This window comes from Nocardioidaceae bacterium SCSIO 66511 (assembly GCA_023100825.1).
In the GTDB taxonomy this organism is placed as follows: domain Bacteria; phylum Actinomycetota; class Actinomycetes; order Propionibacteriales; family Nocardioidaceae; genus Solicola.
The window spans coordinates 752,857-776,709 of record CP095846.1 but is presented as its reverse complement, the minus strand read 5'-3'; the positions used below and the strand labels follow the sequence as shown (position 1 = coordinate 776,709).

The window sequence follows — 23,853 nt, the reverse complement described above, 5'->3', positions numbered from 1 at the left end:
CCCAACCGAGCAAGGACTGACCGTGGCTAAGAGCATCGACGTCTCCGACCTGGACATCTACTACGGCGACTTCCTCGCCGTCGAAGGCGTCACCATCAGCATCCCGGCGCGCTCTGTGACCGCGTTCATCGGACCCTCCGGCTGCGGCAAGTCGACCTTCCTGCGTTCGCTGAACCGGATGCACGAGGTGATCCCGGGCGCGCGCGTCGACGGCAAGGTCGTCATCGACGGACAGGACCTATACGGTCCGGACGTCGATCCGGTGGTCGTACGCAGCCAGATCGGCATGGTCTTCCAGCGGCCGAACCCGTTCCCGACGATGTCGATCTACGACAACGTGCTCGCAGGCTTCAAGCTGAACGCCAAGCGGATCAAGAAGAGCGACGCGGATGCGGTCGTCGAGCGTTCGTTGAAGAGCGCGAACCTGTGGAACGAGGTCAAGGACCGCCTCAACCGGCCCGGATCGGGTCTCTCCGGTGGGCAACAGCAGCGCCTCTGCATCGCCCGCGCCGTCGCCGTCGAGCCACAGGTGCTGCTGATGGACGAGCCGTGCTCGGCGCTCGACCCGATCTCGACCAGCGCGATCGAGGACCTCGTACACGAGCTCAAGGAGAGCTACACGATCGTGATCGTGACCCACAACATGCAGCAGGCTGCCCGGGTCAGCGACGACACGGCCTTCTTCAACCTGGCATCGGTCGGCAAGCCGGGCCGGTTGGTCGAGTACGGCGCGACGTCGACGATCTTCTCCAACCCGGAGGAGAAGGCGACAGAGGCGTACATCCAGGGCCGCTTCGGCTGATCTGCCCGAGCAGGTCGATGCGGCTAGGGCAGGAGCCGGTCGATGCTGCTAGGGCAAGAAGAGCGCGCAGATCCAGTAGACGATCGCAGCCACGAACGCCGCGGCAGGGATCGTGACCACCCAGGCCACCACGATGCTGCGGGCAACACCCCAACGAACGGCACTGAACCGTTTGGTGGCGCCGGCGCCCATGACCGACGAGGTGATCGTGTGCGTGGTCGAAACCGGTGCGCCGAGGCCCATCGCCATCACGTACAAGACCATCGAGGCGACCGTCTCGGATGCGAAACCACGCGCCGGGTCGAGGTCGATGATCCGGCGGCCGAGCGTACGCATGATGCGCCAGCCTCCTGAGTACGTACCGAGAGAGATGGCGGTCGCGGCCGCAACCTTGACCCACAGCGGGATGCCGTCCTCCTGGCTGTAATGACCGCTCGCGAGCAGGGCCAGGAAGATCACGCCCATCGTCTTCTGGGCGTCCTGGAGGCCGTGCCCGAGCGCCATCGCCGCCGCCGAGACGGTTTGAGCGAAGCGAAACCCGCGACCGACGCGCCAGGGGCTCGAACGGCGGAAGATCCACAGGATCGCGATCATCAGCATGAACGACCCGCCGAAACCGACGACCGGCGACACGATCATCGGGATGAGCACCTTGTCGATCAGGGCTTCCCATTTGACCGCGCTCGCCGATGCGACGCCCGCCCCCACCAGGCCGCCGATCAGCGCGTGCGAGGACGACGAGGGGATGCCGAAGTACCAGGTGATGAGGTTCCAGACGATCGCGCCCACAAGTGCGCCGAGCACGATCGTCAGACCATGTGCACCCTCACCGTGCACCCCTTCGGCGATGATGCTGCCGATGGTGTCGGCGACCTCCGTACCGAGGAAAGCGCCGATGAAGTTCATGACCGCCGCCATCGCGAGCGCGATCCGCGGTGTCAGTGCGCGGGTGGAAACCGAGGTGGCGATTGCGTTGGCCGCGTCGTGGAACCCGTTGGTGTAGTCGAACACCAGGGCGACGACGACAACCGCGATCACCAACGCGAGGGTGACGTCCACCCTCAGCTCTCCTTGACGGCGATCTGCTCGATCGTGTTCGCCACGGTCTCGAGCGCATCCATCGCGTGTTCGAGGGCGTCGACGACATCCTTGAGCTTGAGCACCTCGAGGGCCTTGTACTTACCGCTGAACAGCTTGGCGACGATGCGCCGATAGCTTCGGTCGCCTTGGTTCTCGAGCCGGTTGATCTCGATCCAGTACTCCTCGAGGTCCTTCATGGTGCGCAGTCGCGGCATCGCCTCTGCGGTGAGCTCCGCGGCGCGTTGGAGGACCTCGACCTGGGTCGCGAACTCGGCGGGAAGCTCGCCGATCTCGTAGAGCCCGATCAGGTCGACGGCCTCCTCCATGAAGTCCATGACGTCATCGAGGATGCCGGCGAGCCGATAGATGTCCTCGCGGTCGAACGGGGTCACGAAGGTGCTGTTGACCCTTCGTACGATCGCGTGGGTCGTCTCATCCGCCTGGTGCTCGGCCTCTCGCATCTGCTCGGCGATGGCGGGCCGATCGCTCTCGACGTCGAGCATCGCCGCGAGCAGACGGGCGCCGTTCACCAGATGCGTGGCGGATTCGGTGAACAGGTCGTAAAACGTATCCTCGGTGGGGCGGAGCTTGAGCCGCACGAGATTCTCCCGTCGAGATGGGCGTTGGCCGCGACCATGCTATGCGCAGTCGCTACTCGGGCGTCAAAATGGTCCGCCCATGTGACCCGGGGTACGTCGTTCGACGGTCAGCCGAGGCCCAGAATCTGGTCGACCTGCGGCTGCGTCAGGGGTCCGTCGTGCTCGGACGCGGCGATCATGAGATCGCTCGTCATCTCGATCTCGTCGAGTGCCTGCTCATCGCGCAGGCGCACGTCGAGTGGCTCTGACATGTGCACGGACACCTCTTCGTGGCGCTTTCCAGTGGCTCTAGCCTACGCGGGCGTAGTGTGCGGAGTCTCGGATTTGCTGCCGACGACCGGACGAACGTGTCGCAGGCCACATCGCTCGCGAGACATCGGATCTCGGCACGTCCCGAGACTCGGGTCAGCGCGTGTCGGGCGTGAGCTCGCGCTCTTCGGGGATGACGTCGACACCGCTGCCCTGGCCCGGCTGCGTCTTCCATTCCGGGGCCTTCTGGTGCCACACGGTCGCATTCGCGCGCAGAGATCCGCGTACCCCACCGAGGCACTCGCGCGGGACGGCGATGCGGATCTGACTCACCTGCTCGATGTCGAACTGCACCCGGACGCGGTCGCAGGAGACCCGCTTGGCCGTGTTTGCGGCCCACCCGCCGACTCGGTAAAGGCGTACCCGCGGAGCGTTGGCACGCGGCTTCTCGTTGAACGCGACGAGTCGGTAGTCGGGCCCCGACCTCTTGGCCTTCGTCTCCAGGAAGACCTGGACCGCACGCGCCTGGTTGCGATGAAAGTCGCGGCCCGAGATGGTCAGCCCGACGAAGTCGAGGTCGGTCCGGTTGAACACCGCGAGTGACTGGATGTCGACACCGTGCCTGGCGTCGCCCAGCTCGTCGAGCGCGATCCGGTCGGCGGTAGCCGTGCCGCTGGTTCCGTCGCCCTTGTGCTTCCAGGTGGGCTTACCGTCCTTCTCACCGTCGTCTCCGGAGTACGCGAAGCCGGAGCCTGCGACGCACCCGCCCAGCAGCACGGCAACAGCCATCGCGCACACCGCACGACGTACCGGCATGAGTCCACCTAGGGTCGAGAACTGGTCCATCCCTATTAACGGCGATCTCCCCCGGAAGGTTGCCTCGACCAGCGCAGGGAACGTGTCACATCGCCTTTACGCCGGGTCGGGAGCGCGGCTCCGGCGCGACCTGAGACGATATTCGCCGCAGCATCAGCAGGGCCTCTAGCTCAATTGGCAGAGCAGCGGACTTTTAATCCGCGGGTTGTGGGTTCGAGTCCCACGGGGCCCACTGGCAACTGCCGCACGGAGTTCGCGGACTTTTGGGTGTTGGCGCGCACGCACAGCACCTACAAGTCCGCGAACTCTGTACGAACGGGCCGCTATCCGCCTGGATGGCAGTCAGGCAGCGGACGGAAGTACGAGTGCCACGAACGTGACCGTGGGAGCGATCACGATGAGGGTCAGGCCCCAGCGCATGAGCCCGGAGAACACACGCGTGCGCTTGTCTTCCTCGGTGTTGCCACGGCGAGGGCGCCCATGGTCGATAGCGGACTGCAGTCGACGACGGAGCTGGATACGGCGAGCGCGATGATGAATGCGGTGACGCCGATCTGGTCGGTGAGCAGGAAGGGCGTCGCGAGGGGGACAACGACACCGAGCAGTGCTGTCGTGGATCCAAATGCGGAGACCACAGCCCCGATGGCAACACCATCGCTCCGTACCTGGAGCGCAAGGGGTACGACAAGAACCCGCCGGCGCCTTGTCACCTGGTGGCGGCGTACGCACTTCGAGAACTCCATGATCGACGCGCTCCTCCACCGCGACCACACGCCGTACCGCCGGATCGGGTTCGAGGCCGTCGACTACACCCTCGAACGTGTGCAGGCATCGAGCACACCGACGACGAGGTCAGCGAACTCGTCAACGAGATCACCAGGCTCGATCCGTTTCCCGAAGTCGTCCAGGCTCTCAGCGAGCTGAAGAGCCATGGCCTCAAGCTGTTCATCCTGTCCAACGGCGACCCCGACATGCTCGCCGCCGGGGTTCCGCACTCCGGAACCGAACACCTGTGGGACCGCGTCATGTCCGTCGCCGAAGCCGACTCGTTCAAACCGCACCAGACGACGTACCACACGGCGACATCGCTCATCGGGCTCGCCCGAGGCGAGGTCCTCTTCGTCGCCAACCACGCCTTCGACTGCATTGGCGCGAAGGCCGCCGGACTCCGGTCAGCATTCATCGACCGGCGCAAGCGCCCGTTCGGCAACGACCGCTACGTGCCGGACGTCACCGTCTCCGATATGGCTGAGCTCGCGAACATCCTGAAGGCCGAGATCTCGGCTTAGCCTCGTACGCGACCGGTGGAGCCGGACGACCAGCCGTCGCCCGGCTCCACCGGAGCTCGGTACGTACCCTTCCGCCGTCGCGCAGGCTGCGCGGCCGTTAACTGTTTGTTCAATATCTGTCTGCCAGGTGTTCCACAGGCTTCTCCAAGGCTTCGTGTGTTGACTCGCGGTCGTCCATCGATGTGGAGGAGCGCAGTTTGGTGTTGAGACGACGGCTATCGGCGCATGGCGCCGTTTCGGAAACGGTTGCGGTGCCGGACCTCGGTGTCCGCGGCGCGAGTGGGGCGTTTCGCTCGTTCAATCGCTACGAGATCAAGTACCTGATCCCAGAGCGGGATGTGCCGAGGTTGCGCGAGGAACTGGCGGCACGGATGGAGCCCGACACTTTCGGCGCCGACGGAGCGTACGGCGTGTACAGCGTGTATTACGACACCACCGATCTGCGGTTCTATTGGGAGAAGATCGAGGGAATCCGCTTTCGACGCAAGCTTCGTCTGCGGCACTACGGCGACGCGTCGGAGGCCGACGACTCCGCGCCAGCATTCGTTGAGATCAAGCAACGGGTCAACCGGGTGACTCAGAAGCGGCGGATCAGGTTGCCGCTCGCGGATGCGCGCAGGCTGTGCGCGGGCGACGTGTCCGTCGAACACCACCCCGAACAACAGGCGTTCGTCCACGAGGTGGGCCGACTCGTCGGATCGCTATCCCTGCGACCGATTGCGACGACGGGGTATCGACGCGAAGCATATATCGGTCGGCAGGCCGATTTCGGGCTGCGAGTGACGATCGACCACCGCATCGTGGGACGCGACCGAGACTTCCATCCGGCCGCAGGCACGGAGAACCGGTTCATCGTGCCGCGGGGCACCTGTGTCGTCGAGGTGAAGGCGAACGAGCGGGTTCCGTACTGGGTGACGGACCTGACCGCACGTTCGAACCTGTCGGTGGTGCGCATCTCCAAGTACTGCCAGAGCGTCGAGGTGTTCGACCGTGCGCCGCGCTCCCGTTTCCACGTCCACGACCACGCCGGCAACCAAGCCGTGTACCACAAGCAAGGAGCATGATGAACTTCGACGTTCAGGATCTCAGCGGCACGTTCTCCACGTTCGACATCGTTGTATCGATGTCGTTGTCGTTCGTGCTGTCGACCATCATCGGCTGGGTCTACCGCCGAACGCATCAGAACATCTCGTACAGCCAGGGCTACGTGCAGACACTGGTGATCGTCGGGATGGTGATCAGCCTGATCATGCTGGTGGTCGGCTCGAACATCGCCCGTGCGTTCGCGCTCGTCGGCGCGCTATCGGTGATCCGGTTCCGCAACGCGATCAAGGAGACCCGCGATGTCGGGTTCATCTTCTTGGTGATGGCCATCGGTATGGCGACCGGGACACGGTTCTATCTGCTTGCCGCGGTCGCCACGATCGCGATCTGTTTGGTCATCGTGATCATGCAGAAGTTCGATTGGTTCCGCCTCGACATCCAGCGTCAGGTGGTCAAGGTGCAGGTTCCGCCCGAGTCCGAGGCGCAGGCGTACGTCGACGACGTTTTGGCGCGATTCACCGACAACTTCGAACTGGTCAGCACCGAGTCGGTTCGTTCGGGCGCGCTGTTGGAGTTGTTCTACACCGCGCAGCTGCGGTCGGGAGTGAGTCAGAACCAGCTGATCGAGGCGCTGAGCGAAGTCAACAGCGGCCAACGGGTGACCGTCCTGACCGGCTACGACCAGACCGACCTATGAGGATTCTCGCCAAGCTCAGGACGCCGCGGAAACCTCGCCCGGACGGCGTCGTCGCACGGATCCGTCGTCGGATACCGGTGTCGTTACGCCAGCATTGGAAGCCGGTCGCCGCGTTCGCGGTCCTGGTCGCGCTTCTCGTCGGCTGGTTCGGTGATGCGCGGGTACGCCCGTACGTGACCGGCGACGTCACCACGGTCTCATCGACGATCACCGAGAACATCGCCGGTACGACGGACCTGTTCGACGACGGTTCACACGAGGTGCACATCGACATCGACGACGAGGCGTACGACGACATGATCGACACCTACCTGGAAACCGGCGAGAAGGACTGGGTCCCGGCCGACGTCACGATCGATGACACGGTGATCTCCGACGTCGCGGTCCGCCTCAAGGGGAACTCGACCCTGCGCGGCCTCGACGGCAGTGGTGCAAACATGCCGGAGGACATGCCGGAGGACATGCCGCAGGGCGAGCTGCCGGAGAACCTGCCACAGGGCGGACCGTCGCAGGACCAGTCGGGCACGCCGGGAAACGGCCTCGATCGGACAAAAGGAGGTGACAACGAGGACCCGGGTGGCGCGAGTAGCGAGCCGAACCAAGGCATGGCCGGGATGATGAATTCCGACCTGTCCTCCGACGACCCCGAGACACTGCCGTTGCTGATCAGCTTCAGCGAGTACGAAGAGGGACGGGCCTACCAGGGCATGACACAGCTGTCGGTGCGCCCGGTCATGGGAGACAGCCCGATGCTGAACGAGGCCGTCTCCTTGGACCTGACCGCGGACTCGGGGCAACCGAGCCAGCAGTACGCGTACACCCGGTACTCGGTCAACGACAGTCCGACGACGACGCGGCTCGTTCTCGAGGTCCCCGACGAGCCCTACGCCACCGAGGACCTCGGCGGCAACGGCGTCCTGTACAAGGTGACCGCGACCAGCGACTTCAGCTATCACGGCGACGACCAGACCGACTACACCGAGGACTTCACCCAGATCAGTCAGCTCGGCACTCAGGACCTCGGTCCCGTCATCAAGCTGCTCAAATGGCTCGACACCGCCAACGACGAGGAATTCGACCGCGACCTCGACGAATACGTCGACGTCGAATCCCTCGCACAGTACACCGCCTCGCAGAACCTGCTGCTGAACTTCGACGACATCGCCGGACCTGGCCGCAACGGGTACCTCTGGTACGACCTCGACACCAAGAAGTTCTCGATCGTGTCGTGGGACCTCAACCTGGCGCTGTCCGGCGATACCTCCACCCAGGCCGACGACGAACTGTCCATGGGAGGCGGAATGCCCGGCGGGAACGGCGGGAACGGCGGGAACAGCACAGGCCAGGGCGACGAACCACCCGAAGGGATGCCCGACCAAGGCGACCTCCCCGAGGGAATGCCCGACCAAGGCGACCTCCCCGAGGGAATGCCCGACCAAGGCGACCTCCCCGAGGGCGGAGCCCGGATGGGGAACACGCTCAAGGAACGCTTCCTCGATTCCGACGCGTACGCCGACGAGTACCACGACGCGTACCGTCAGGTGGCTGAGGACATGTTCTCCGGCAACAACGCCGTCGCGACGTTGCAGGAGATCGCCGACTCGGTGCCGACGAGCGACACCTTCGACGAGAACGCCATCGATGACGCGGTGGCGTCGCTGACGAAGGCCCTCAAAGCGCGGGCCAAAGCGGTCGCGAAGGATCCGGTGGTGTCGACCGCACCGAAGCGACGTGCGGGCGACAAGCAGGCTACCGAGTCATAAGGGCCATCGACGGACTTGCTGGTCACAGTTGGTTCACAGGATCCTCTGGGGATTCTGCCAGGGTACGCAGAGAGGCTGGTTCGGTGAAGGACGCAGACAATCAGTCGGTTACCGCACGCAGTGACGAACGCACGGCGCACGTGCTCGTCGTGGACGACGAACCGAACCTCGCCGAGCTGCTCGCCATGACCCTGCGGTATGAGGGTTGGGAAGTCACCGTGGCCGGCACCGGATCCGATGCCGTCGCCGCTGCGCATCGGATCCGTCCGGACCTCGTGGTGCTCGACATGATGCTGCCCGACTTCGACGGGTTGGAGGTTCTGCGTCGGATCCGCGTTGAGCGACCGGACGTTGCGGTGTTGTTTCTGACCGCGAAGGATGCAGTCGAGGACCGGGTGGCCGGCCTCACCGCCGGAGGCGACGATTACGTAACGAAGCCGTTCAGCCTCGAGGAGGTCGTGGCGCGGCTGCGGGCCCTGCTGAGGCGTATCGGCATGCACGAGCCCGCCAGCGAGCACGTCCTGGTCGTAGGCGATCTGACGCTCGATGAGGAGTCGCATGAGGTCGCCCGCCAAGGCGTGTCCGTCGAGCTCAGCGCGACCGAGTTCGAACTGCTGCGCTACCTGATGCGCAATCCCCGCCGGGTGTTGTCCAAGGACCAGATTCTCGACCGTGTCTGGAACTACGATTTCGGCGGGCAAGCCAACGTTGTCGAGATCTACATCTCTTACCTGCGCAAGAAGATCGACGCCGGTCGAGACCCCATGATCCACACCAAACGCGGTGCCGGGTATGTGCTGCGACCCACTGCCCAATGAGGCTCCGTGGTCTGACCCGCGGGTGGCCGCTGCGGCGCCGACTGGCGTACGGCATCGCCGCGCTCGTTGCCGGAGTGTGCATTGCGATCGCGATCCTCACCACCTTCGCTTCGCGACAGTTCCTCGTCGACAGGTTGGACGCCGATCTGGACAAGAGCGCACAGCGTGCCGGCTCCATCGCTGGAGTCATTCCCGATGATGTTCCGCCGCCGACCGCGGATTCGAAGCCTGGTCGCGGGGAGACGGTCGGCACCATCAACGTACGGATCAGCGGCGACGAGGCGGACGGCTTCATCCTCGCCGACCAGAACGACCCGCGGCCCAAGGCCCTGTCATCGGCTGCCACCGAAGACCTCGCCGACATCGCTCGTGACGGCGAGCCCCATTCCGTCGATGTTGAGGGCTACGGCAGCTACCGCGCCGTCGCCGTAACTGTCGATGGATCCGACGGAACCGACACCGTCGTGGTTGCGCTGCCCATGGACTCCATCGGCGAAACCGTCACCCAGCTGCTGATCTTCGAAGGTGTCCTGACGGTCGCCGCAATCGGCGGGGCAGTCTTCGTCGGCGGCCGGATGGTGCGCCGCTCCCTGAGGCCGCTCGAACGCGTCACAGCGACGGCGACCTCGATCTCGAAACTCCCCCTTGAACAGGGAGATGTCATGCTTGCCGCGCGGGCACACGTCGATGACCGTCGCACCGAAGCCGGCCAGGTCGCCATTGCCGTCAACCAGATGCTCGACCACCTCGCGGTCGCCCTGCAGGCGCGTCATGAGAGCGAGATGCGCGTACGCAGATTCGTCGCCGATGCCAGCCATGAGCTACGGACTCCACTGACGTCGATCCGCGGCTACGCCGAACTCTCCCGGCGCCGCTACCCGGACGTTCCCGACGACCTGCGCTACGCGATCACGCGTGTCGAGGCAGAGTCCACCCGGATGTCCGACCTCGTCGAGGACCTCCTTCTCCTCGCCCGACTCGACTCCGGACGGCCCCTCGCCGCGGAGCCAGTCGACCTGACCCGGCTCGTCATCGACGGCGTCAACGACGCACGGGTCTCTGCTCACGATCACTCCTGGACGGTTGCGCTTTCCAGCGAGCCCATCTACGTCACGGGCGACGAGGCGCGTCTGCGCCAGGTCCTCGCGAACCTCCTGCGTAACGCAGCGATCCACACTCCACCCGGCACGACTGTACGGACCCGCCTGACCCTCGAAGGCCGCGATGCCGTACTCACCGTCACCGACAACGGCCCGGGAATCCCGGATGAGTTTGCCGCGCAGCTCTTCGAACGCTTCACCCGCGCAGACACCAGTCGCTCCCACTCCCATGGAAGCACCGGCCTCGGGCTCGCCATCGTCGCCGCCGTCGTACACGCACATGCAGGAGACGTCGACCAGCACAGCCGCCCCGGGATGACCACGTTCACCGTCCGGATTCCGGCGCACACATTCTCGGGAGCCGGATCCCTGCGCCCGACCGGTAGCTGCCGGCCGGCGGCCCGCTGACCCGCGACGGACCATCCGGAAGATTCGGATTTGGCGGGATCTCGGGGAGAACTGTCACTTCTTCCTACTGTGCAAGCAGCTGCGCGGTGTCAGCGTTGCCACGTGAGATTTCTCGACGCTGCCGCGTTCACGGCGGAGCGCGCCTGGGGCGCCCACGACCTGGCCGAGTTCGACAATGCGACAGTTCGGCTGCACTGGACCGACGAACCGTACGTATGGCATGTCAACGACGGGCCCGAGGTGTTCGCGGTGCTCGAAGGCGCGGTCGACATGAGGTACCGGGACACCCAGGGTCGCGAACGCAGCGAGCATCTGACGCCCGGTCGCGTCTGTGTGGTCGACGTCGGTGACGAGCACGTCGCCGAGCCGGCGCCCGAGGCGCGGATCCTTGTGATCGAACGCGCCGGAAGCGTCTGACCCGATCAGAGCCGGATCTCGGCCGCGCAGTGGCGGTTCGTACGCTCGATACCGGTTCGCGAACGGTCGACGACGAGGATGTGCCCTGCGGGTCCGATGCGGGACGCGACCTCGCGCGCCGCCGCACCCGGAGCCCCGCCGATCTCGAGTACCCGCGACCCTTCAGCCAGCGGGAGCGTGTCGACTACTGTCAGAAACCTCGCCGATATCCCAGTAGCCATCCCGTCATCCCTATGTCAGTCGGTTGTCGGGTCGTCACCGACTCGTACGAGAAGCTTGCCGAAGTTCCGGCCGGCCAGCAGGCCACGGAATGCCTCCGGCGTCTTCTCGAGACCCTCGACGACATCCTCGCGATAGCGCACCGACCCGTCCGCGACCCAGCCTGCCATCTCACGCAGGAAGTCGTCGTGATGCGTGGGTACGAACTCGTCCTGGATGAAGCCGCGCACGGTCAGGCTCAGGGTGAGGATCGCGTTCAGGAATCCCGGCAGGTGATCTGTGCCCTGCGGCGGCTCGGTTGCGTTGTAGTTCGCGACGAGCCCGCAGACCGGCACCCGGGCGAACTTGTTGAGCCGACGCACAACGGCCGCGCCGACCGGCCCGGCGACGTTCTCGAAGTAGACGTCGACGCCGTCGGGTGTCGCAGCCACGAGGTCGTCGTCGAACGTGGGTGAGCGGTGATCGACGGCAGCGTCGAACCCGAACTCGTCCACCAACGCCCGGCACTTCTCGGATCCGCCCGCGATGCCGACCGCACGAGCACCCTTGACCTTCGCTATCTGGCCGACCGCGGAGCCGACCGGCCCCGTCGCCGCCGCGACCACGACGGTGTCCCCCGGCTGCGGTTGCCCGATCGCCAACAGCCCTGCGTACGCGGTGAAGCCGGGCATTCCGAGTACGCCGAGCGCCGTAGAGATGGGCGCGGCGCCGGGGTCGAGCCGACGCGTATGGCGAGCGTCCGCAACGGCGTACGTCTGCCAGCCGGAGTACGCGAGGACGATGTCACCGACCTGCCGCCGCGGTGAGCGTGACTCCACGACCTCACACACGGTGCCACCGACCATCACGTCACCGACTTCGACCGGCTTCGCGTACGACTTGGCCGCGCTCATCCGGCCGCGCATGTACGGGTCGAGCGACAGGTAGACGGTACGAAGCAGCACCTGTCCGTCGGCCAGCTCGGGTAGCTCGGTCTCCACGAACTCGAAGTCGGAGTCCAACGGCTCACCAAGCGGCCTTGCGGCCAGCCGGATCTGGGTACTGGAGGTCACTGCGTCTCCGTTCGTTCGTCACGTGCTTTCGCCTGCGTGCGCAGCTCGGCGCGCGCGAGCGCGTTCTTGTGTACCTCGTCGGGGCCGTCGGCAAACCGCAGGGTACGAATACCCGCATACGCCGCGGCAAGCGGGAAGTCCTGCGACAAGCCGCCGGCTCCGTGCACCTGAATGGCCTTGTCGAGGATCCACTGCACCGTCGCCGGTGTCGCGATCTTGATCGCCTGGATCTCGGTGTGCGCTCCCTTGTTGCCGACCGTGTCCATCAGCCAAGCGGTCTTGAGTACGAGCAGCCGCAGCTGCTCGATGCGTACGCGCGACTCCGCGATCCAGTCGCGTACGACGCCCTGTTCGGAGATCTGCTTGCCGAAGGCGACCCGCTCCTCGGCCCGCGCGCACATCAGCTCGATCGCCCGCTCGGCGAGCCCGATCGACCGCATGCAGTGATGGATGCGGCCGGGGCCCAACCGAGCTTGAGCGATCGCAAAACCGTCGCCCTCTGCGCCGATCAGGTTGGACGCAGGTACGCGTACGTCGGTGAACGACATCTCGGCGTGGCCGCCGTGATCCCGATCGTCGTACCCGAAGACCTCCATGCCGCGCTCGGCCTCGACCCCGGGCGTATCACGCGGGACGAGGATCATGCTCTGCTGGCGATGCCGTTCGGCACCGGGATCGGTCTTACCCATCACGATGAAGATCTGGGCGTTCGGATTCATCGCGCCGGTGATCCACCACTTGCGGCCGTTGACGACGTACTGGTCGCCGTCGCGCTCGATGCGGGTCGCGATGTTGGTGGCATCGGACGAGGCGACGTCGGGCTCGGTCATCGCGAATGCCGAGCGGATCTCTCCGGCCAGCAAGGGATCGAGCCAGCGCTCTCGCTGCTCGGCGGTGCCGAACATCGCCAGCACCTCCATATTGCCCGTGTCGGGCGCTGCGCAGTTCAGCGCCGCCGGCGCGAGCGCTCCGCTGCGGCCGGTGATCTCGGCGAGCGGAGCGTACTGGAGGTTGGTGAGGCCGGCGCCGAGCTCGCCGGGCAGGAAGAGGTTCCACAGTCCACGCCGCCGAGCCTCGGTACGAAGGTCGGCGAGCACCGGCACGGAATCCCACGCCCAGGGGTTCTGCAAGCTCGCCACCTGGTCGCGGAACACCGCCTCTGCGGGATAGACATGACGATCCATGAAGTCCAGCAGACTGGCCCGCAGCTCTTCTGTCCTTGCATCGAAGCCGAAGTCCATCAGCGTTCCTCATCGATCGACCGAGAGACCGCAACGATCTCTAAGCGCTTGCTTAGCGCGGCTCTCACCTTGCCCGAGGGCCAGATGGGGAGTCAACCCAATCCACGCGCGTCGGCCGTCTCGACGCTTCGCACACCGTTCGTCAGTGGCACCCGAGCAAGCGTGGCCGTTAATGTGACGGCATGCACATCATCGAGACGACCGGCCTCATCCGGGACGACGGGCGCATCCTCGACAACATCGAGGGTGCCGCGTACGGCGCGGGCGTCTCGATCATCTTCGAGGACACCGACACGGTTGGCGCAGGGCCACGTCTGCACCAGCATCCGTACGCGGAAACGTTCGTCATCCGAGCAGGCCGGGCGACCTTCACCGTTGGCGACAAACAGCTGATCGGCGAGGCCGGCCACGTGCTCGTCGTACCCGCGTGGACACCGCACAAGTTCGCCGTGCTCGGCCCGGAGCGGTATGTCGCGACCCACATCCACGCGAGCGACGAGTTCATCACGGAGTGGCTCGAGGACTGACCGTGCCGCGCGGCGTGCCCGAGCCCGACCTCACGAGACACGAAGGCTCAGCGCAGCGCCGTCAGGTCGTGACCCCCGATCCAGGCGTCGAGGTCGTGCCACTTGATCTCGGGGTACGCAGCGTGCAGTCGCTCGACGTCGATGGTGAAGCCGCCCGCCCGGAACCATTCGAACATCGCTAGTCCGTCGGCACCCATCTGCTCGCGTACTACGTCGATCGGGATCTCCACGAAGCGGATCTGCGTGCCGAGCCACCCGGACAGTCTCGCCGCGATCTCGCCGCCGGTCGTAGTGACCGACGCGAGCTCCGTGCGAGTGCCGGCGAACCGGTCCGCGTCCTCGATCACCAGCCGCGCAAAGGCACCGATGTCGGCGACCGTGACATGCTGCAACGGCACGTCGGCCGGGAGTGCGAACGTGTATGTACCGCTACGCAGGCCCGGTGCGTACCAGGACGAGGTGAGATCGCCGAGGAACGCCGTAGGCGCTATCACGGCGGCGTTCGGTTCGACGGACTGCAGATGGCGCTCGACCTCGGCCTTGCTCTCGAAGTGCGGAATGCCCGTGTTGTCGAGCGCACTTGCTACCGAGGTGTACACGAGATGCGGCACCTCGGCCTCGCGGACCGCGTCGATCGCGGCGATCGACTGCCGCGTCTCAGTCTCGGTGTCGACCTCGAACGGCGTGCCCATGATGAAGGCGGCGTCCGACCCCGCGGCCGCACGTCGCAGCGAGTCCACGTCCTCGAAGTCTCCCGGCACCAGAGTCGCCCCCGACTCGGCAAGCGCCGCTGCCCGCTCGGACTCGACCCGCCGGGTCATCGCACGGACCTTGTGTCCACGCGCCAGCAGCTCCCGGGCGACCGCGCCGCCCTGCGTACCCGTTGCTCCGGTGACCAGCACCGTCAGTTCGTCCGTCATGATTCCTCCTCGATTGCTTATACAACTATTGTGCACGCAATCATTGCGGAGTCAAGTCACTGGTACGATGCGGCTCATGCAAAGCGACGGAGACGGCGGACTCGCCTGGCTCGAGCTCCAGCAGGCGACCGCACGGGTCCGAACTGAGCTCAGCACCCGCGTCGAGGCGGAGTCGGGGATGACCTCGACCGAGCACGAGGTGATGTGGGCGTTGGCGAACGACGTCGACCGACGCCTGACGATGTCCGATATCGCCGAACGCGCGATGGTCACGCGTAGTGGCGCAACCCGGCTGGTGGAGCGACTGGAGCGCCAGGGGTGGGTACGCCGCGAGGTCGACCCGGCCAACCGGCGCGCGACGTACGCCGTTCTCACCGACGAGGGCGTCACGGCCGTACGCGCAAGTGGTCGCGCCGCGAGACGGGCTCGAGAGGAGCTCTTCGACGACCGACTCACCGAGCGTGACCTCGCCGATCTGCGGCGAGTGCTCGGCAAACTACTGCGTCGGCTGGACCTCGCAAATTGAGACCTGCCCGTAGACGCCCGTCTCGGCCTACGCTGGTCGGGTGAGCATCGCGCCGAGAGACGAGCTCACCGCCGACTCGACGACGTACGACCCGAGGAGTAGCGATGGCAGACGACCACATCGTCCGCGGAACCTTCCGGGAAGTGAGCCGCGAGAAGTGCGAGGAGTACCTCCGGTCGGCCATCGTGGGCAGGCTTGCGTACGCAGGCGACGGGCGGATCGAGATCATTCCGGTGAACTACGTCTACCGTGACGCCGTGCTGATCCGCACCTCGCCGTACGGACCCTTGGCGGCGCTCGGCCCGGGCGTCGACGGTGTCGCGTTCGAGGTGGACCACCACGACGACCTCACCCAGTCGGGTTGGAGCGTCGTCGTACACGGACGAATCGCGGCTGTCACCCAGACCGACGAGCTTCAACGACTGTGGGATGAAGCACGCCCGAACCCGTGGGCTGCGGGCACCCGAAGCCTGTTTTTGCGGGTCGAACCCAAGTCGATCACGGGTCGCCAGGTGCGCGCGCAGCACTGAATCTGCTGTCAAGCGACGCGCCGGGGTGTGTTGATGTGGATTGACCCGGTAGTGTGCGCCCCTGGTAACGCTTTGATTTCGATCGTGGGTGAATGATTCCTCGTGGCTACGTCTCGTCACAAACAACCCAAACAGCGCAGCACCGTCCGCAAGGTCGCCCCCGCGGCCGTTGCGACGCTCGCGGCAGTCGTCATCGGCGCAGTTGCGGTCGAGCTCCCCTCTGATAATCAGGGCGAGCCGTCGGCCCAGGCCGCCGCCGGCGAGCAGAGCACCGACTCCGACACGACTGCAACCGACTCTCGTACCAGCGAGGAACGCACCAGCCGCAACAGCGAGCGCAAGCCATTGGGTGGGCCTAGCTCGGCGAAGGCGCCCGGCGCAGGCGCTGGCAAGAAGGCACCCGCGGAGAAGGCCGAGGAGCCCGAGGAGCCCCCAGAGGCCACCGGCAAGCTCTTCGCGACCACCGATCTGAACATCCGCAAGGGGCCGGGCGAGAGCTACGGCGTCGTCACCGTCGTCGACACCGGTACGAAGCTCGCAGTCACCGACGAGACCGACGGCCCGTGGGCGGAGGTCGTCTACGAAGGTGAGTCGCGCTGGGTCACCGCCGAGTACCTCTCCGAGGACAAGCCCGAGGAAGAGTCCGACGACGACTCCGGCACCTCCACCGGCGGCCTGTCCGACGCGCCCTGCGACGACTCGTCGGTCGAGTCCGGACTCACCGAGAACGCGATCGCCGTACACCGTGCCGTGTGCGCGGAGTTCCCGGAGGTCAGCTCGTACGGCGGGCTGCGCCCGGGAGACAGCGGCGAGCACGGCAGCGGCCAGGCGATCGACATCATGATCACCGGCGCTACCGGCGACGAGATCGCCGACTTCGCCCGCGCCAACGCCGGCGCGCTCGGGGTCAGCGAGGTGCTGTGGTCGCAGCAGATCTGGACCGTCGAGCGCTCCTCCGAGGGGTGGCGCCCGATGGAGGACCGTGGGTCGACCACGGCCAACCACTACGACCACGTGCACGTCACGGTCTACTGACCTGCGCCCCGACGGCGCTCGGTCGTCCCCCACGCGACCGAACGCCGCCCGCATGTGCGGCCTCTCGAGGAGCCTAAGGGCGCCAACCGACAACCGGCTCGAGCGATTTCATGACCGTCGAGCTCGGCGTCGCCCGTAGTAACGCGTTCCGCGCGCCCACCGCCACGGGCGACGACCATTTCGCGACGGCACCGATGCGGTGTGCCTGCTTGGTGATCCGCTGCGTACGCTCGCGCCGGAGCGCGTCGTACTCCTCCAGCCCCTTGCCTGCTGTGACCGTCTCCGCGAGGACGACAGCGTCCTCCATCGCCTGGCCCGCGCCTTGTCCCGAGTTGGGCGTCATCGCATGCGCGGCGTCGCCGAGCAGGGCGACGCGCCCTCTGGCGTACGTGGCGAGGTCGGGCAACTCGTAGATGTCGTGGTACATCACCGCGTCCGGACGGGTCGCGTCCAGCAATGCGGGGATGGGCGCATGCCAGTCGCCGAACAGCCGACGGATCTCGCCGAGACCTCCGTGCGCCCGACCCGCGGGCGTGTTCACGACCGGGAAGCAATACACCCGACCGTCGGGAAGCGGTGCGAAGCCGAAGCGCCGCCCCGCACCCCACGTTTCGCCCCCGTTGTCCAGAGAGATCGGTTCGGTGACCATGCGCCACGCTGCGTACCCCGCGTACTTCGGCGCGGCCGCCTCGCGCCACACCGAGCCGCGCACGATGCTGCGGATGCCGTCCGCGCCGACGACGAGATCGGCGCGCGTCGTGCCACCGGAGTGGGTGACCACTCCGTCGGTCGTCACGCCGCGGACCTCGACACCCAGGTGGACGTCTGCCAGTTCGGCAGCCTCTCGAAGAATGTCGAGCAGCAGCGGCCGATAGATGACGACGAGCGAACCGATCCGGCGCTCGAACTCTGCAACGTCCACGCGTGACAGCCACCGGCCGTTCGAGGCGCGGATGCCTGCGTCGGCGACGAGTAGCCCCTGCTCGCGCACCCGCTCGCCGGCGCCGATGACGTCGAGGGCGGCCAGCGCATTCGGCCACAGGGAGATGCCTGCGCCGACCTCTCGGATCTCGGACGCCCGCTCGAGCACGTCGACTTGGTGACCACGACGGGTGAACGCGGCGGCTGCGGTCAGCCCGCCGATCCCTGCGCCGATGACGGCGATTCTCATCCTTGACTCCCCCTTCGGTGGTTTCACTATAGTTATAGTGGGACCACAGGTGACTTGGCGAGTCTCTGGGATGCGCGTCACACGCGCGCCGGCCCCTATGCTGGTCCGACACTCACAAGGAGGGCAGATGCCGGACCCGATCGATCTCGGACCAGCCGCACAACAGGTCGCCGATCTCGCCGCTGACGTACGCGACGACCAGCTCGACGGACGCACCCCGTGTCCGGAGTATTCGGTCTCGACGCTGCTGGCACACCTGATCGGGCTATCGGAGGCCTTCCGAGATGCCGCGAACAAGGTCGGCGACTCCATCGAGCCGCAGGAGGCACTCGCAGATGGGCTCGCTCCCGACTGGCGCACCGAGCTGCCGGACCGCCTCGACGAGCTGGTCGCCGCGTGGCGCGCACCCGAGGCTTGGGAGGGTATGACGTCGGCCGGAGGGCTGACGCTGCCCGGCGAGATCGCCGGCGTCGTCGCCGTAGATGAGCTCGTACTGCACGGCTGGGACCTCGCGCGAGCAACGGGCCAGGAGTTCAGCTGTGACCCGGTGACGACACAGGTCGTATACGAGTTCGCCAAGGAGTCGGCGAAGCCAGGCGAGGAGGCGGCCAGGGAGGGGCTGTTCGGCCCCGTCGTCGACGTACCCGCCGACGCGCCGTTGTTCGACCGCGCGCTCGGCTATGCGGGTCGCGATCCGGCCTGGCGGCCGTGACCAGTACGTACTGAAACGACCGGGCCGGTGCCGTCTGCACGACGACACCGGCCCAGCTCGGGTTCTGGGCTGCGACTACGGCAGCTGCAGCTCGTCACCCACGTAGATCAGCGTCGGATCGCTGACGGAGTCGCTGTTGGCCTTGTAGAGGGCACGCCAGCCGCCGTCGATGCCCTGCGCCTGCGCGATCTTGCTGAGCGTGTCACCGGACTCGACGGTGTACGTACCACCGTTCGACTCGACCGGAGCCCGGTCTGAGTCGCGGGACGGCCCGTCCGAGTCCGAGCTCGGCGACGGCGGCGTACCCGCCGCGTCGGCCTCACTCAGGCCGAGCGAAGCCGAACAAGCCGGCCAGGCGCCCCAGCCCTGCCCGTCGAGGGTCTTCTCGGCGATCGCGATCTGCTCCGACTTGGAAGCGAGATCCGCCCGCTCGGCGTACTGCGTGCCGCCGTACGCGGCCCAGGTGCTGGCCGAGAACTGCACTCCGCCGTAGTAGCCATTGCCGGTGTTGATCGACCAGTCACCGCCGGACTCGCACTGTGCGAGCCGGTCCCAGGTGCTTTCATCGGCCGCAGACGCCGGCGATGACATACCGCCGACGACAGGTACGGCGACGGCGGCCGCCGCCCCGACGGTTGCAGCCGCGACCCGCGGCGAACGACGGGTGGTCTCGGCACGATGACGAGGGATGTAGCGCATAGAGATACCTCTCCCACGCCTACGGAGTTAGCTGTCGGGTTCGGGCGGAGAGCGCCCGGCCGTCGATGCGGCTTCACCCCAAGGGTCTCGCTGTACGAAGACCCGGATCCATGGGTTCCCCGCTCCCATCCCCACGGTGTTCAGACGGATCCGCGGGCGACGGGATGGGATTCGGCGCACCGCCGCGGATTATGCGATTTGCAGCCCTCGACGGTACGCGTTGAGGTGCGGGAAGCCAAACAGGTCACGGAGGGTGATGGGTTGCTGGCTACTTCGGTTGCTTCCTTCTTCGCTTTCCGTTCGCTTCGGTTGCTTCCTTCGTCGTTCCCGTTCGCTGCGGTTCTCTTCTTTGGCGGCGACGACGCCGGGTACGTGTCGGTGGCCGCCTTCCCCGCGACCTTCCCCGCTACTTCAGTTGGCGCCTTCACCGTTTCCGCGCTGCTCCATTTCCCGTTTCACCTTTAAAACAAGGCGATTCGACCCTCCCAGCTCTTGTTCATCGAACATTCTTGCGATACAATAGGTTCCATGTTCGAGCCGCAGACCTACACCCGCCTCCGCGACCTCGCGGGTCAGGCTGCGGACGCTTCCGACGCCATTGGTCTCGCGACCGATGAGCAGCTGTGCCAGTCGCTGCGGGACCTGCAAGCCGCTCTCGATCTCCTCGACGGGGTACGCGCCTCCCTATTCGCGCAGCTCAAAGAGACCGAGGCCCACAAGGCCGACGGCGCCTCCACCGTCGCCGGGTGGGCCCGCCAGCAGCTGCGGATGGGGCTCGGTGAGTCGCGGCGGCACACCAAAGCCGGCCAAACGCTGAAGACCCTGCCGAAAGTCGCGGCCGCTCTGGATGCCGGGCAGATTCGGGGCGCGCATGTCGACGAGTTCACCGTCGGCGTCACCAAAGTCGGCGCCGACATCATGACCGACCTCCAAGACGTCCTCGTCCCACTCGCGTGCGAGTGCGAGCCCCGTGATCTGCGGGTCGCGATCAACGAGCTCAACGACATCGTGAACTGTGAAGAACGCGATAAGGCCTACCAGCGGGGCATGAACAAACGAGACATCCGGGTCGACAAATGCGGTGACGGCTACTACGTGTCCGGAATGCTCGACCCCGTCACCGGCGCAAAATTCGCCCAATGGGCCAAAACCGTCTCCGCACCCGAATACGACGGCGACGACCGCGCACCATCGGACCGACGAGTCGACGGACTCGGACGCATGCTCGACGACCAAATCACCCCACCCCCGCCCGACCAGCAGCAGCCCTCAGATGAGCAGTCCGCCGACGAGCAGCCCGGTGAGCGGGAAGAGCAGCAGTCCGGGCAGGAGCCGTCGAAGCCACGCCGACGTGCCGACACCACCCTGCTCGTCCTCGCCGACCTCGAAACCCTGCTGCGCCTGCCTGGTGCACGTCCGGCCACGTTGGTCGGGTTCGGCCCCATCGGGCCCCAGCTCCTCGGCTACCTCACCTGCGGCGCCGACATGTCGGGCATCCTCACCCACGGCGTCACCGGCGGCACGGTCCCGCAGGCCAACGTCCTCAACGTCGGGCGCACCAGCAGGCTCGCCACGACAGCGCAGCGGAAAGCGATCACCGCCCGCCAAGACGGCATCTGCGCCAATCCCGGCTGCGGATCGACGTTCTTGGAGTTTCACCACGTCGACTGGTGGAACCGTGACGGCGGGCGTACCGACCTGTCGAATTTGGTCGGGATCTGCGGCGGCTGCCACCACCTCGTGCATCAGAACAAGCTCATCATCCGGCACGACGGCCACGGTGGCTTCACCTTCCACCGCTCCACCGGCGCCGTCATCGACGACCACGCCCGCATCACGAAACAACGCGTCCGCGACCTCATCGCAAGAATCCGCCACGCGGCTGCTGAAACCGACGTCGAAAGACGACCACCGCCGCCACGACCACCCGACCGACAACACCAGCGGCACCGACGGCACGGCCGACTCCACGACCTCCCCGGCCGTACCTACACGATCACCCGCCTCAACCTCTGCGACCTCGCCCCACCCCGCACCTGATGAACGCACACCAGCTGGATTGACCTGAGCCCGTCTTTCAGGTCAATTCAGTAACGCAGTGACGTGCTCAGCCTGCCAGGTGCCGCACGCGCCCGGGGCGCCTGCGAGGTACGCGCCGGCGCGTACCTCATCCCACTGGTGCGCCTCGACGAGACCGCGGCCGATCATCCGCAGATAGTCGCCGGTGGGTGCGCTCAAACTGGCCGCCGATGCCGACCACGGTGCGCTGACCGTCAGCATCGGAATGCCCTCGATCTCACCGAGGCCGAGCAGCGTCTCGTACCGGCCGCTGCCGTACGAATGCCGCCCCGTGCCGAGTACGACCGACAGATCTCGATCGGCCCCGGGAGGTCGCAGCATCTCCTGTTCCGCCAAGTCGACGAACTGTTCGGCCGTGATGAGGTACGCCCGCGCGGCGACGATCCCGTCGCTCTCCGGATCGAAGAACGCGGTGCCGCCGGTCCACACCCGCGACTCACCGGCGAAGAAGATGCCGCCGGGTACCGTCATCGGCCGTACCGAGCGCGGCGGCGTACGGTCGCGGAATCCCGGGTAGTCGCGGGCGCTGCCCGCCGGGCGGCCGCCGTTGACGTAGCAGCCGAATCGATCGGCGGCCAGGTTCGAACCGTAGGCGACGTACCAGACCGGGCGTTGCGGATCATGGGTCACGTCACTGACCGTACCGACCGCACCTTCGGACTGCGCAAGCAGAATCAGGCGCCGCGCCGTCGAATGGGGCGAGGACGGTCGCATGTCATCGCCAGACCGGCTACGCGCGATTCTCGACCTCGGCAGCGGAGACCCGATGCACTTCGTCGGCGGTACGGGCACCGACGCCGCAGAGATCAGCAGGACACCGGCCTAAGCGAGTGTCTACTCGCCGTCCTCCGTCGTCTCGGTCGGCTCGACCGTATCGTCGGTCGGTTCCTCGGTCGTGGGCTCTGTTGTCGGCTCCGTCGTCGGATCGCTCGTCGGCTCCGAATCGCTGGGCGTGGTCTGCGACGGAGTGTCCTCATCGACCGGTGAGTCGTCCGAGTCATCGCTGATCAGCAGAAACACCAGAACGGCAACCGCGACGACGAGCAGCGTGATGACGACCGCCACGACGACCGGGGCCTTCGATCGCTTGGGCGGTGGCGGGTATCCGTACTGCTGTTGCGGCGGATAAGACTCATAGCGGCGGGTCGGATCGGGATCGTCGCTCATTGTCACATCATGTCAGCGACGGGACGGGTCCGACGGCGAACACGCTATGCCCGCGCCGTTGCTTCGCAGCCGCTCAGAACCAGTGGCTCGGGCCGAGCGACCAGAAGTACCAGAAGTGCTCGATGATCAGCACCAGCACGAAAATGAACCAGAGGCACAGGATCAGCGCGTGGTAGTCGACGATCGCGTTGACGACCTTGCGACCGCCACCCGACAGGCGCGGCGCCAGCTCGGCGAGGTTTCGCCGCGTGACGTACAGGAAGATCGGCGCCGTGACGACCCAGACGGCCATGCAGTACGGGCAGAGGGCGTTGATGTCATAGATCGTCTGGAAGATCAGCCAATGTACGAAGACGATCCCGAACGTCACGCCGAGCTGCATGCCGATCCAGAACCACGCACGGAACCGCCCTCCGGCGAGCATGGCAGCGCCGACTGCGATCACCGCCCCGAAGCCGACCAGACCGATCAGCGGATTCATGAACCCGAACGCTTCAGCCTGCTCGCGGGCCATCACCGTGCCACAGCTGATGATCGGGTTGATGTTGCAACTCGGTACGAAGCCGGGATCCTCGAGCAGCTTGATCTTGTCGAGCGTCAGGACGAACGAGCTCACCAGCCCGACCGCGCCGCCGATCAGTAGGAGCCACGGCAGCACCGGCATCGCCGGTACGCCGCGATCGTCGGGATCGAAGTCCTCGTCGTCGTACGCCGCGAACTCGTCCTCGGCGTCCGGCTCAACGTCGGCTTCGGTGTCCTTGGCTGCTGCAGTCACCGCACCATCATCCAATACCACGCCAAACCCGCGTCAACCCGGGACGACCATGCGCTGCCGAGCCGACGCACCACCCGTAGAATGACCGTCGGATGGACTCGGCGACCAGGAGACAGAC

27 protein-coding genes, 1 tRNA gene, 1 pseudogene and 1 riboswitch are annotated in these 23,853 nt (G+C 66.2%); of the genes and pseudogenes, 15 read left to right on the top strand and 14 right to left on the bottom strand.

All coding sequences use genetic code 11. From position 1 onward, the window contains the following. The first annotated feature begins 22 nt into the window (after positions 1–22). A complete protein-coding gene (gene pstB / locus MU582_03690) occupies positions 23–802 on the top strand; it encodes a phosphate ABC transporter ATP-binding protein PstB (protein UPK75753.1) in 780 nt (259 codons plus the stop codon). 48 nt (positions 803–850) lie between these two features. Here pstB and MU582_03685 read toward each other — a convergent pair whose 3' ends face one another. From MU582_03685 to MU582_03670, 4 genes are all read right to left on the bottom strand, one after another. Continuing rightward, the gene (locus MU582_03685; GenBank protein UPK75752.1) at positions 851–1,861 is read right to left on the bottom strand and encodes an inorganic phosphate transporter; all 1,011 of its coding nucleotides are present in this window, start codon (positions 1,859–1,861) and stop codon (positions 851–853) included. A gap of 2 nt (positions 1,862–1,863) precedes the next feature. Continuing rightward, positions 1,864–2,481 carry a DUF47 family protein gene (locus MU582_03680; protein UPK75751.1) on the bottom strand — a complete coding sequence of 206 codons (618 nt, stop codon included), beginning with the start codon at positions 2,479–2,481 and terminating at the stop codon, positions 1,864–1,866. 107 nt (positions 2,482–2,588) lie between these two features. Beyond that, positions 2,589–2,732, bottom strand: a complete 144-nt coding sequence (locus MU582_03675; GenBank protein ID UPK75750.1) for a hypothetical protein — start codon at positions 2,730–2,732, stop codon at positions 2,589–2,591. Positions 2,733–2,886: 154 nt separating this feature from the next. Next, entirely contained in the window at positions 2,887–3,546 is a 660-nt protein-coding gene (locus tag MU582_03670) for a hypothetical protein (protein UPK75749.1), read from the bottom strand. Between the two features lie 159 nt (positions 3,547–3,705). On the opposite strand from MU582_03670, the gene MU582_03665 reads away from it, so the two are divergent. The 8 genes from MU582_03665 (at position 3,706) to MU582_03630 (ending at position 11,082) form a co-directional block, all read left to right on the top strand. Next, positions 3,706–3,778, top strand: a tRNA-Lys gene (locus MU582_03665). A 481-nt stretch (positions 3,779–4,259) separates the two neighbouring features. Then, entirely contained in the window at positions 4,260–4,835 is a 576-nt protein-coding gene (locus MU582_03660) for an HAD-IA family hydrolase (GenBank protein UPK75748.1), read from the top strand. Positions 4,836–5,035: 200 nt separating this feature from the next. After that, positions 5,036–5,899, top strand: a complete 864-nt coding sequence (locus MU582_03655; GenBank protein UPK77102.1) for a polyphosphate polymerase domain-containing protein — start codon at positions 5,036–5,038, stop codon at positions 5,897–5,899. Beyond that, complete coding sequence (locus tag MU582_03650) at positions 5,896–6,576, top strand: DUF4956 domain-containing protein (GenBank protein ID UPK75747.1); 681 nt, start codon at positions 5,896–5,898, stop codon at positions 6,574–6,576. The genes MU582_03655 and MU582_03650 overlap by 4 nt, the downstream gene beginning before the upstream one ends. 77 nt (positions 6,577–6,653) lie before the next feature. After that, positions 6,654–8,339 carry a CotH kinase family protein gene (locus tag MU582_03645; protein ID UPK75746.1) on the top strand — a complete coding sequence of 562 codons (1,686 nt, stop codon included), beginning with the start codon at positions 6,654–6,656 and terminating at the stop codon, positions 8,337–8,339. A gap of 83 nt (positions 8,340–8,422) precedes the next feature. After that, entirely contained in the window at positions 8,423–9,157 is a 735-nt protein-coding gene (locus MU582_03640; protein UPK75745.1) for a response regulator transcription factor, read from the top strand. Next, positions 9,154–10,665: a HAMP domain-containing histidine kinase gene (locus MU582_03635; protein UPK75744.1), complete on the top strand. Its 1,512-nt coding sequence runs from the start codon at positions 9,154–9,156 to the stop codon at positions 10,663–10,665. The genes MU582_03640 and MU582_03635 overlap by 4 nt, the downstream gene beginning before the upstream one ends. A gap of 102 nt (positions 10,666–10,767) precedes the next feature. Next, positions 10,768–11,082 (top strand): hypothetical protein, encoded by a 315-nt coding sequence (locus tag MU582_03630; GenBank protein UPK75743.1) that lies wholly within the window; start codon positions 10,768–10,770, stop codon positions 11,080–11,082. A gap of 5 nt (positions 11,083–11,087) precedes the next feature. On the opposite strand, the gene MU582_03625 is transcribed toward MU582_03630, so the two are convergent. From MU582_03625 to MU582_03615, 3 genes are read right to left on the bottom strand one after another with little or no spacing between them, the layout of a single operon-like run. Then, entirely contained in the window at positions 11,088–11,303 is a 216-nt protein-coding gene (locus MU582_03625) for a hypothetical protein (GenBank protein UPK75742.1), read from the bottom strand. Positions 11,304–11,318: 15 nt separating this feature from the next. Beyond that, positions 11,319–12,353: an NADP-dependent oxidoreductase gene (locus MU582_03620; GenBank protein ID UPK75741.1), complete on the bottom strand. Its 1,035-nt coding sequence runs from the start codon at positions 12,351–12,353 to the stop codon at positions 11,319–11,321. After that, on the bottom strand, positions 12,350–13,594 hold the full coding sequence (locus MU582_03615) for an acyl-CoA dehydrogenase family protein (protein ID UPK75740.1): 1,245 nt from the start codon (positions 13,592–13,594) through the stop codon (positions 12,350–12,352). The genes MU582_03620 and MU582_03615 overlap by 4 nt, the downstream gene beginning before the upstream one ends. A 182-nt stretch (positions 13,595–13,776) precedes the next feature. On the opposite strand from MU582_03615, the gene MU582_03610 reads away from it, so the two are divergent. Further along, positions 13,777–14,121 carry a cupin domain-containing protein gene (locus tag MU582_03610; GenBank protein UPK75739.1) on the top strand — a complete coding sequence of 115 codons (345 nt, stop codon included), beginning with the start codon at positions 13,777–13,779 and terminating at the stop codon, positions 14,119–14,121. A 47-nt stretch (positions 14,122–14,168) separates the two neighbouring features. Here the strand turns inward: MU582_03610 and MU582_03605 are convergent, their stop codons facing one another. After that, a complete protein-coding gene (locus MU582_03605; protein ID UPK75738.1) occupies positions 14,169–15,041 on the bottom strand; it encodes an NmrA/HSCARG family protein in 873 nt (290 codons plus the stop codon). Positions 15,042–15,117: 76 nt separating this feature from the next. Between MU582_03605 and MU582_03600 the strand changes: the two genes are divergently transcribed. The 3 genes from MU582_03600 to MU582_03590 all read left to right on the top strand — a co-directional run bounded on the left by MU582_03600 (position 15,118) and on the right by MU582_03590 (position 17,132). Then, the gene (locus tag MU582_03600) at positions 15,118–15,567 is read left to right on the top strand and encodes a MarR family transcriptional regulator (protein UPK75737.1); all 450 of its coding nucleotides are present in this window, start codon (positions 15,118–15,120) and stop codon (positions 15,565–15,567) included. A gap of 104 nt (positions 15,568–15,671) precedes the next feature. Further along, entirely contained in the window at positions 15,672–16,097 is a 426-nt protein-coding gene (locus MU582_03595) for a pyridoxamine 5'-phosphate oxidase family protein (GenBank protein ID UPK75736.1), read from the top strand. Between the two features lie 102 nt (positions 16,098–16,199). Beyond that, on the top strand, positions 16,200–17,132 hold the full coding sequence (locus tag MU582_03590) for an SH3 domain-containing protein (GenBank protein UPK75735.1): 933 nt from the start codon (positions 16,200–16,202) through the stop codon (positions 17,130–17,132). Positions 17,133–17,205: 73 nt separating this feature from the next. On the opposite strand, the gene MU582_03585 is transcribed toward MU582_03590, so the two are convergent. Further along, a complete protein-coding gene (locus MU582_03585; GenBank protein UPK75734.1) occupies positions 17,206–18,303 on the bottom strand; it encodes an FAD-dependent monooxygenase in 1,098 nt (365 codons plus the stop codon). A gap of 127 nt (positions 18,304–18,430) precedes the next feature. On the opposite strand from MU582_03585, the gene MU582_03580 reads away from it, so the two are divergent. Continuing rightward, the gene (locus MU582_03580; GenBank protein ID UPK75733.1) at positions 18,431–19,015 is read left to right on the top strand and encodes a TIGR03086 family metal-binding protein; all 585 of its coding nucleotides are present in this window, start codon (positions 18,431–18,433) and stop codon (positions 19,013–19,015) included. Positions 19,016–19,090: 75 nt separating this feature from the next. Here the strand turns inward: MU582_03580 and MU582_03575 are convergent, their stop codons facing one another. Both MU582_03575 and MU582_03570 read right to left on the bottom strand, forming a co-directional pair. Continuing rightward, positions 19,091–19,186: a hypothetical protein gene (locus MU582_03575; GenBank protein ID UPK77101.1), complete on the bottom strand. Its 96-nt coding sequence runs from the start codon at positions 19,184–19,186 to the stop codon at positions 19,091–19,093. Positions 19,187–19,354: 168 nt separating this feature from the next. After that, positions 19,355–19,582, bottom strand: a pseudogene (locus tag MU582_03570) (transglycosylase family protein). Positions 19,583–19,717: 135 nt separating this feature from the next. Further along, positions 19,718–19,901: riboswitch (cyclic di-AMP (ydaO/yuaA leader) on the bottom strand. 341 nt (positions 19,902–20,242) lie between these two features. Between MU582_03570 and MU582_03565 the strand changes: the two are divergent. Then, positions 20,243–21,754, top strand: coding sequence for an HNH endonuclease (locus MU582_03565; protein UPK75732.1), 1,512 nt, complete (start codon positions 20,243–20,245; stop codon positions 21,752–21,754). Positions 21,755–21,796: 42 nt separating this feature from the next. Here the strand turns inward: MU582_03565 and MU582_03560 are convergent, their stop codons facing one another. The 3 genes from MU582_03560 to MU582_03550 form a co-directional block, all read right to left on the bottom strand. After that, positions 21,797–22,423 carry a histone deacetylase gene (locus MU582_03560; GenBank protein UPK75731.1) on the bottom strand — a complete coding sequence of 209 codons (627 nt, stop codon included), beginning with the start codon at positions 22,421–22,423 and terminating at the stop codon, positions 21,797–21,799. 204 nt (positions 22,424–22,627) lie between these two features. Then, complete coding sequence (locus MU582_03555) at positions 22,628–22,960, bottom strand: hypothetical protein (protein UPK75730.1); 333 nt, start codon at positions 22,958–22,960, stop codon at positions 22,628–22,630. A 73-nt stretch (positions 22,961–23,033) separates the two neighbouring features. Next, complete coding sequence (locus tag MU582_03550) at positions 23,034–23,735, bottom strand: vitamin K epoxide reductase family protein (GenBank protein UPK75729.1); 702 nt, start codon at positions 23,733–23,735, stop codon at positions 23,034–23,036. Positions 23,736–23,853: the final 118 nt, after the last annotated feature.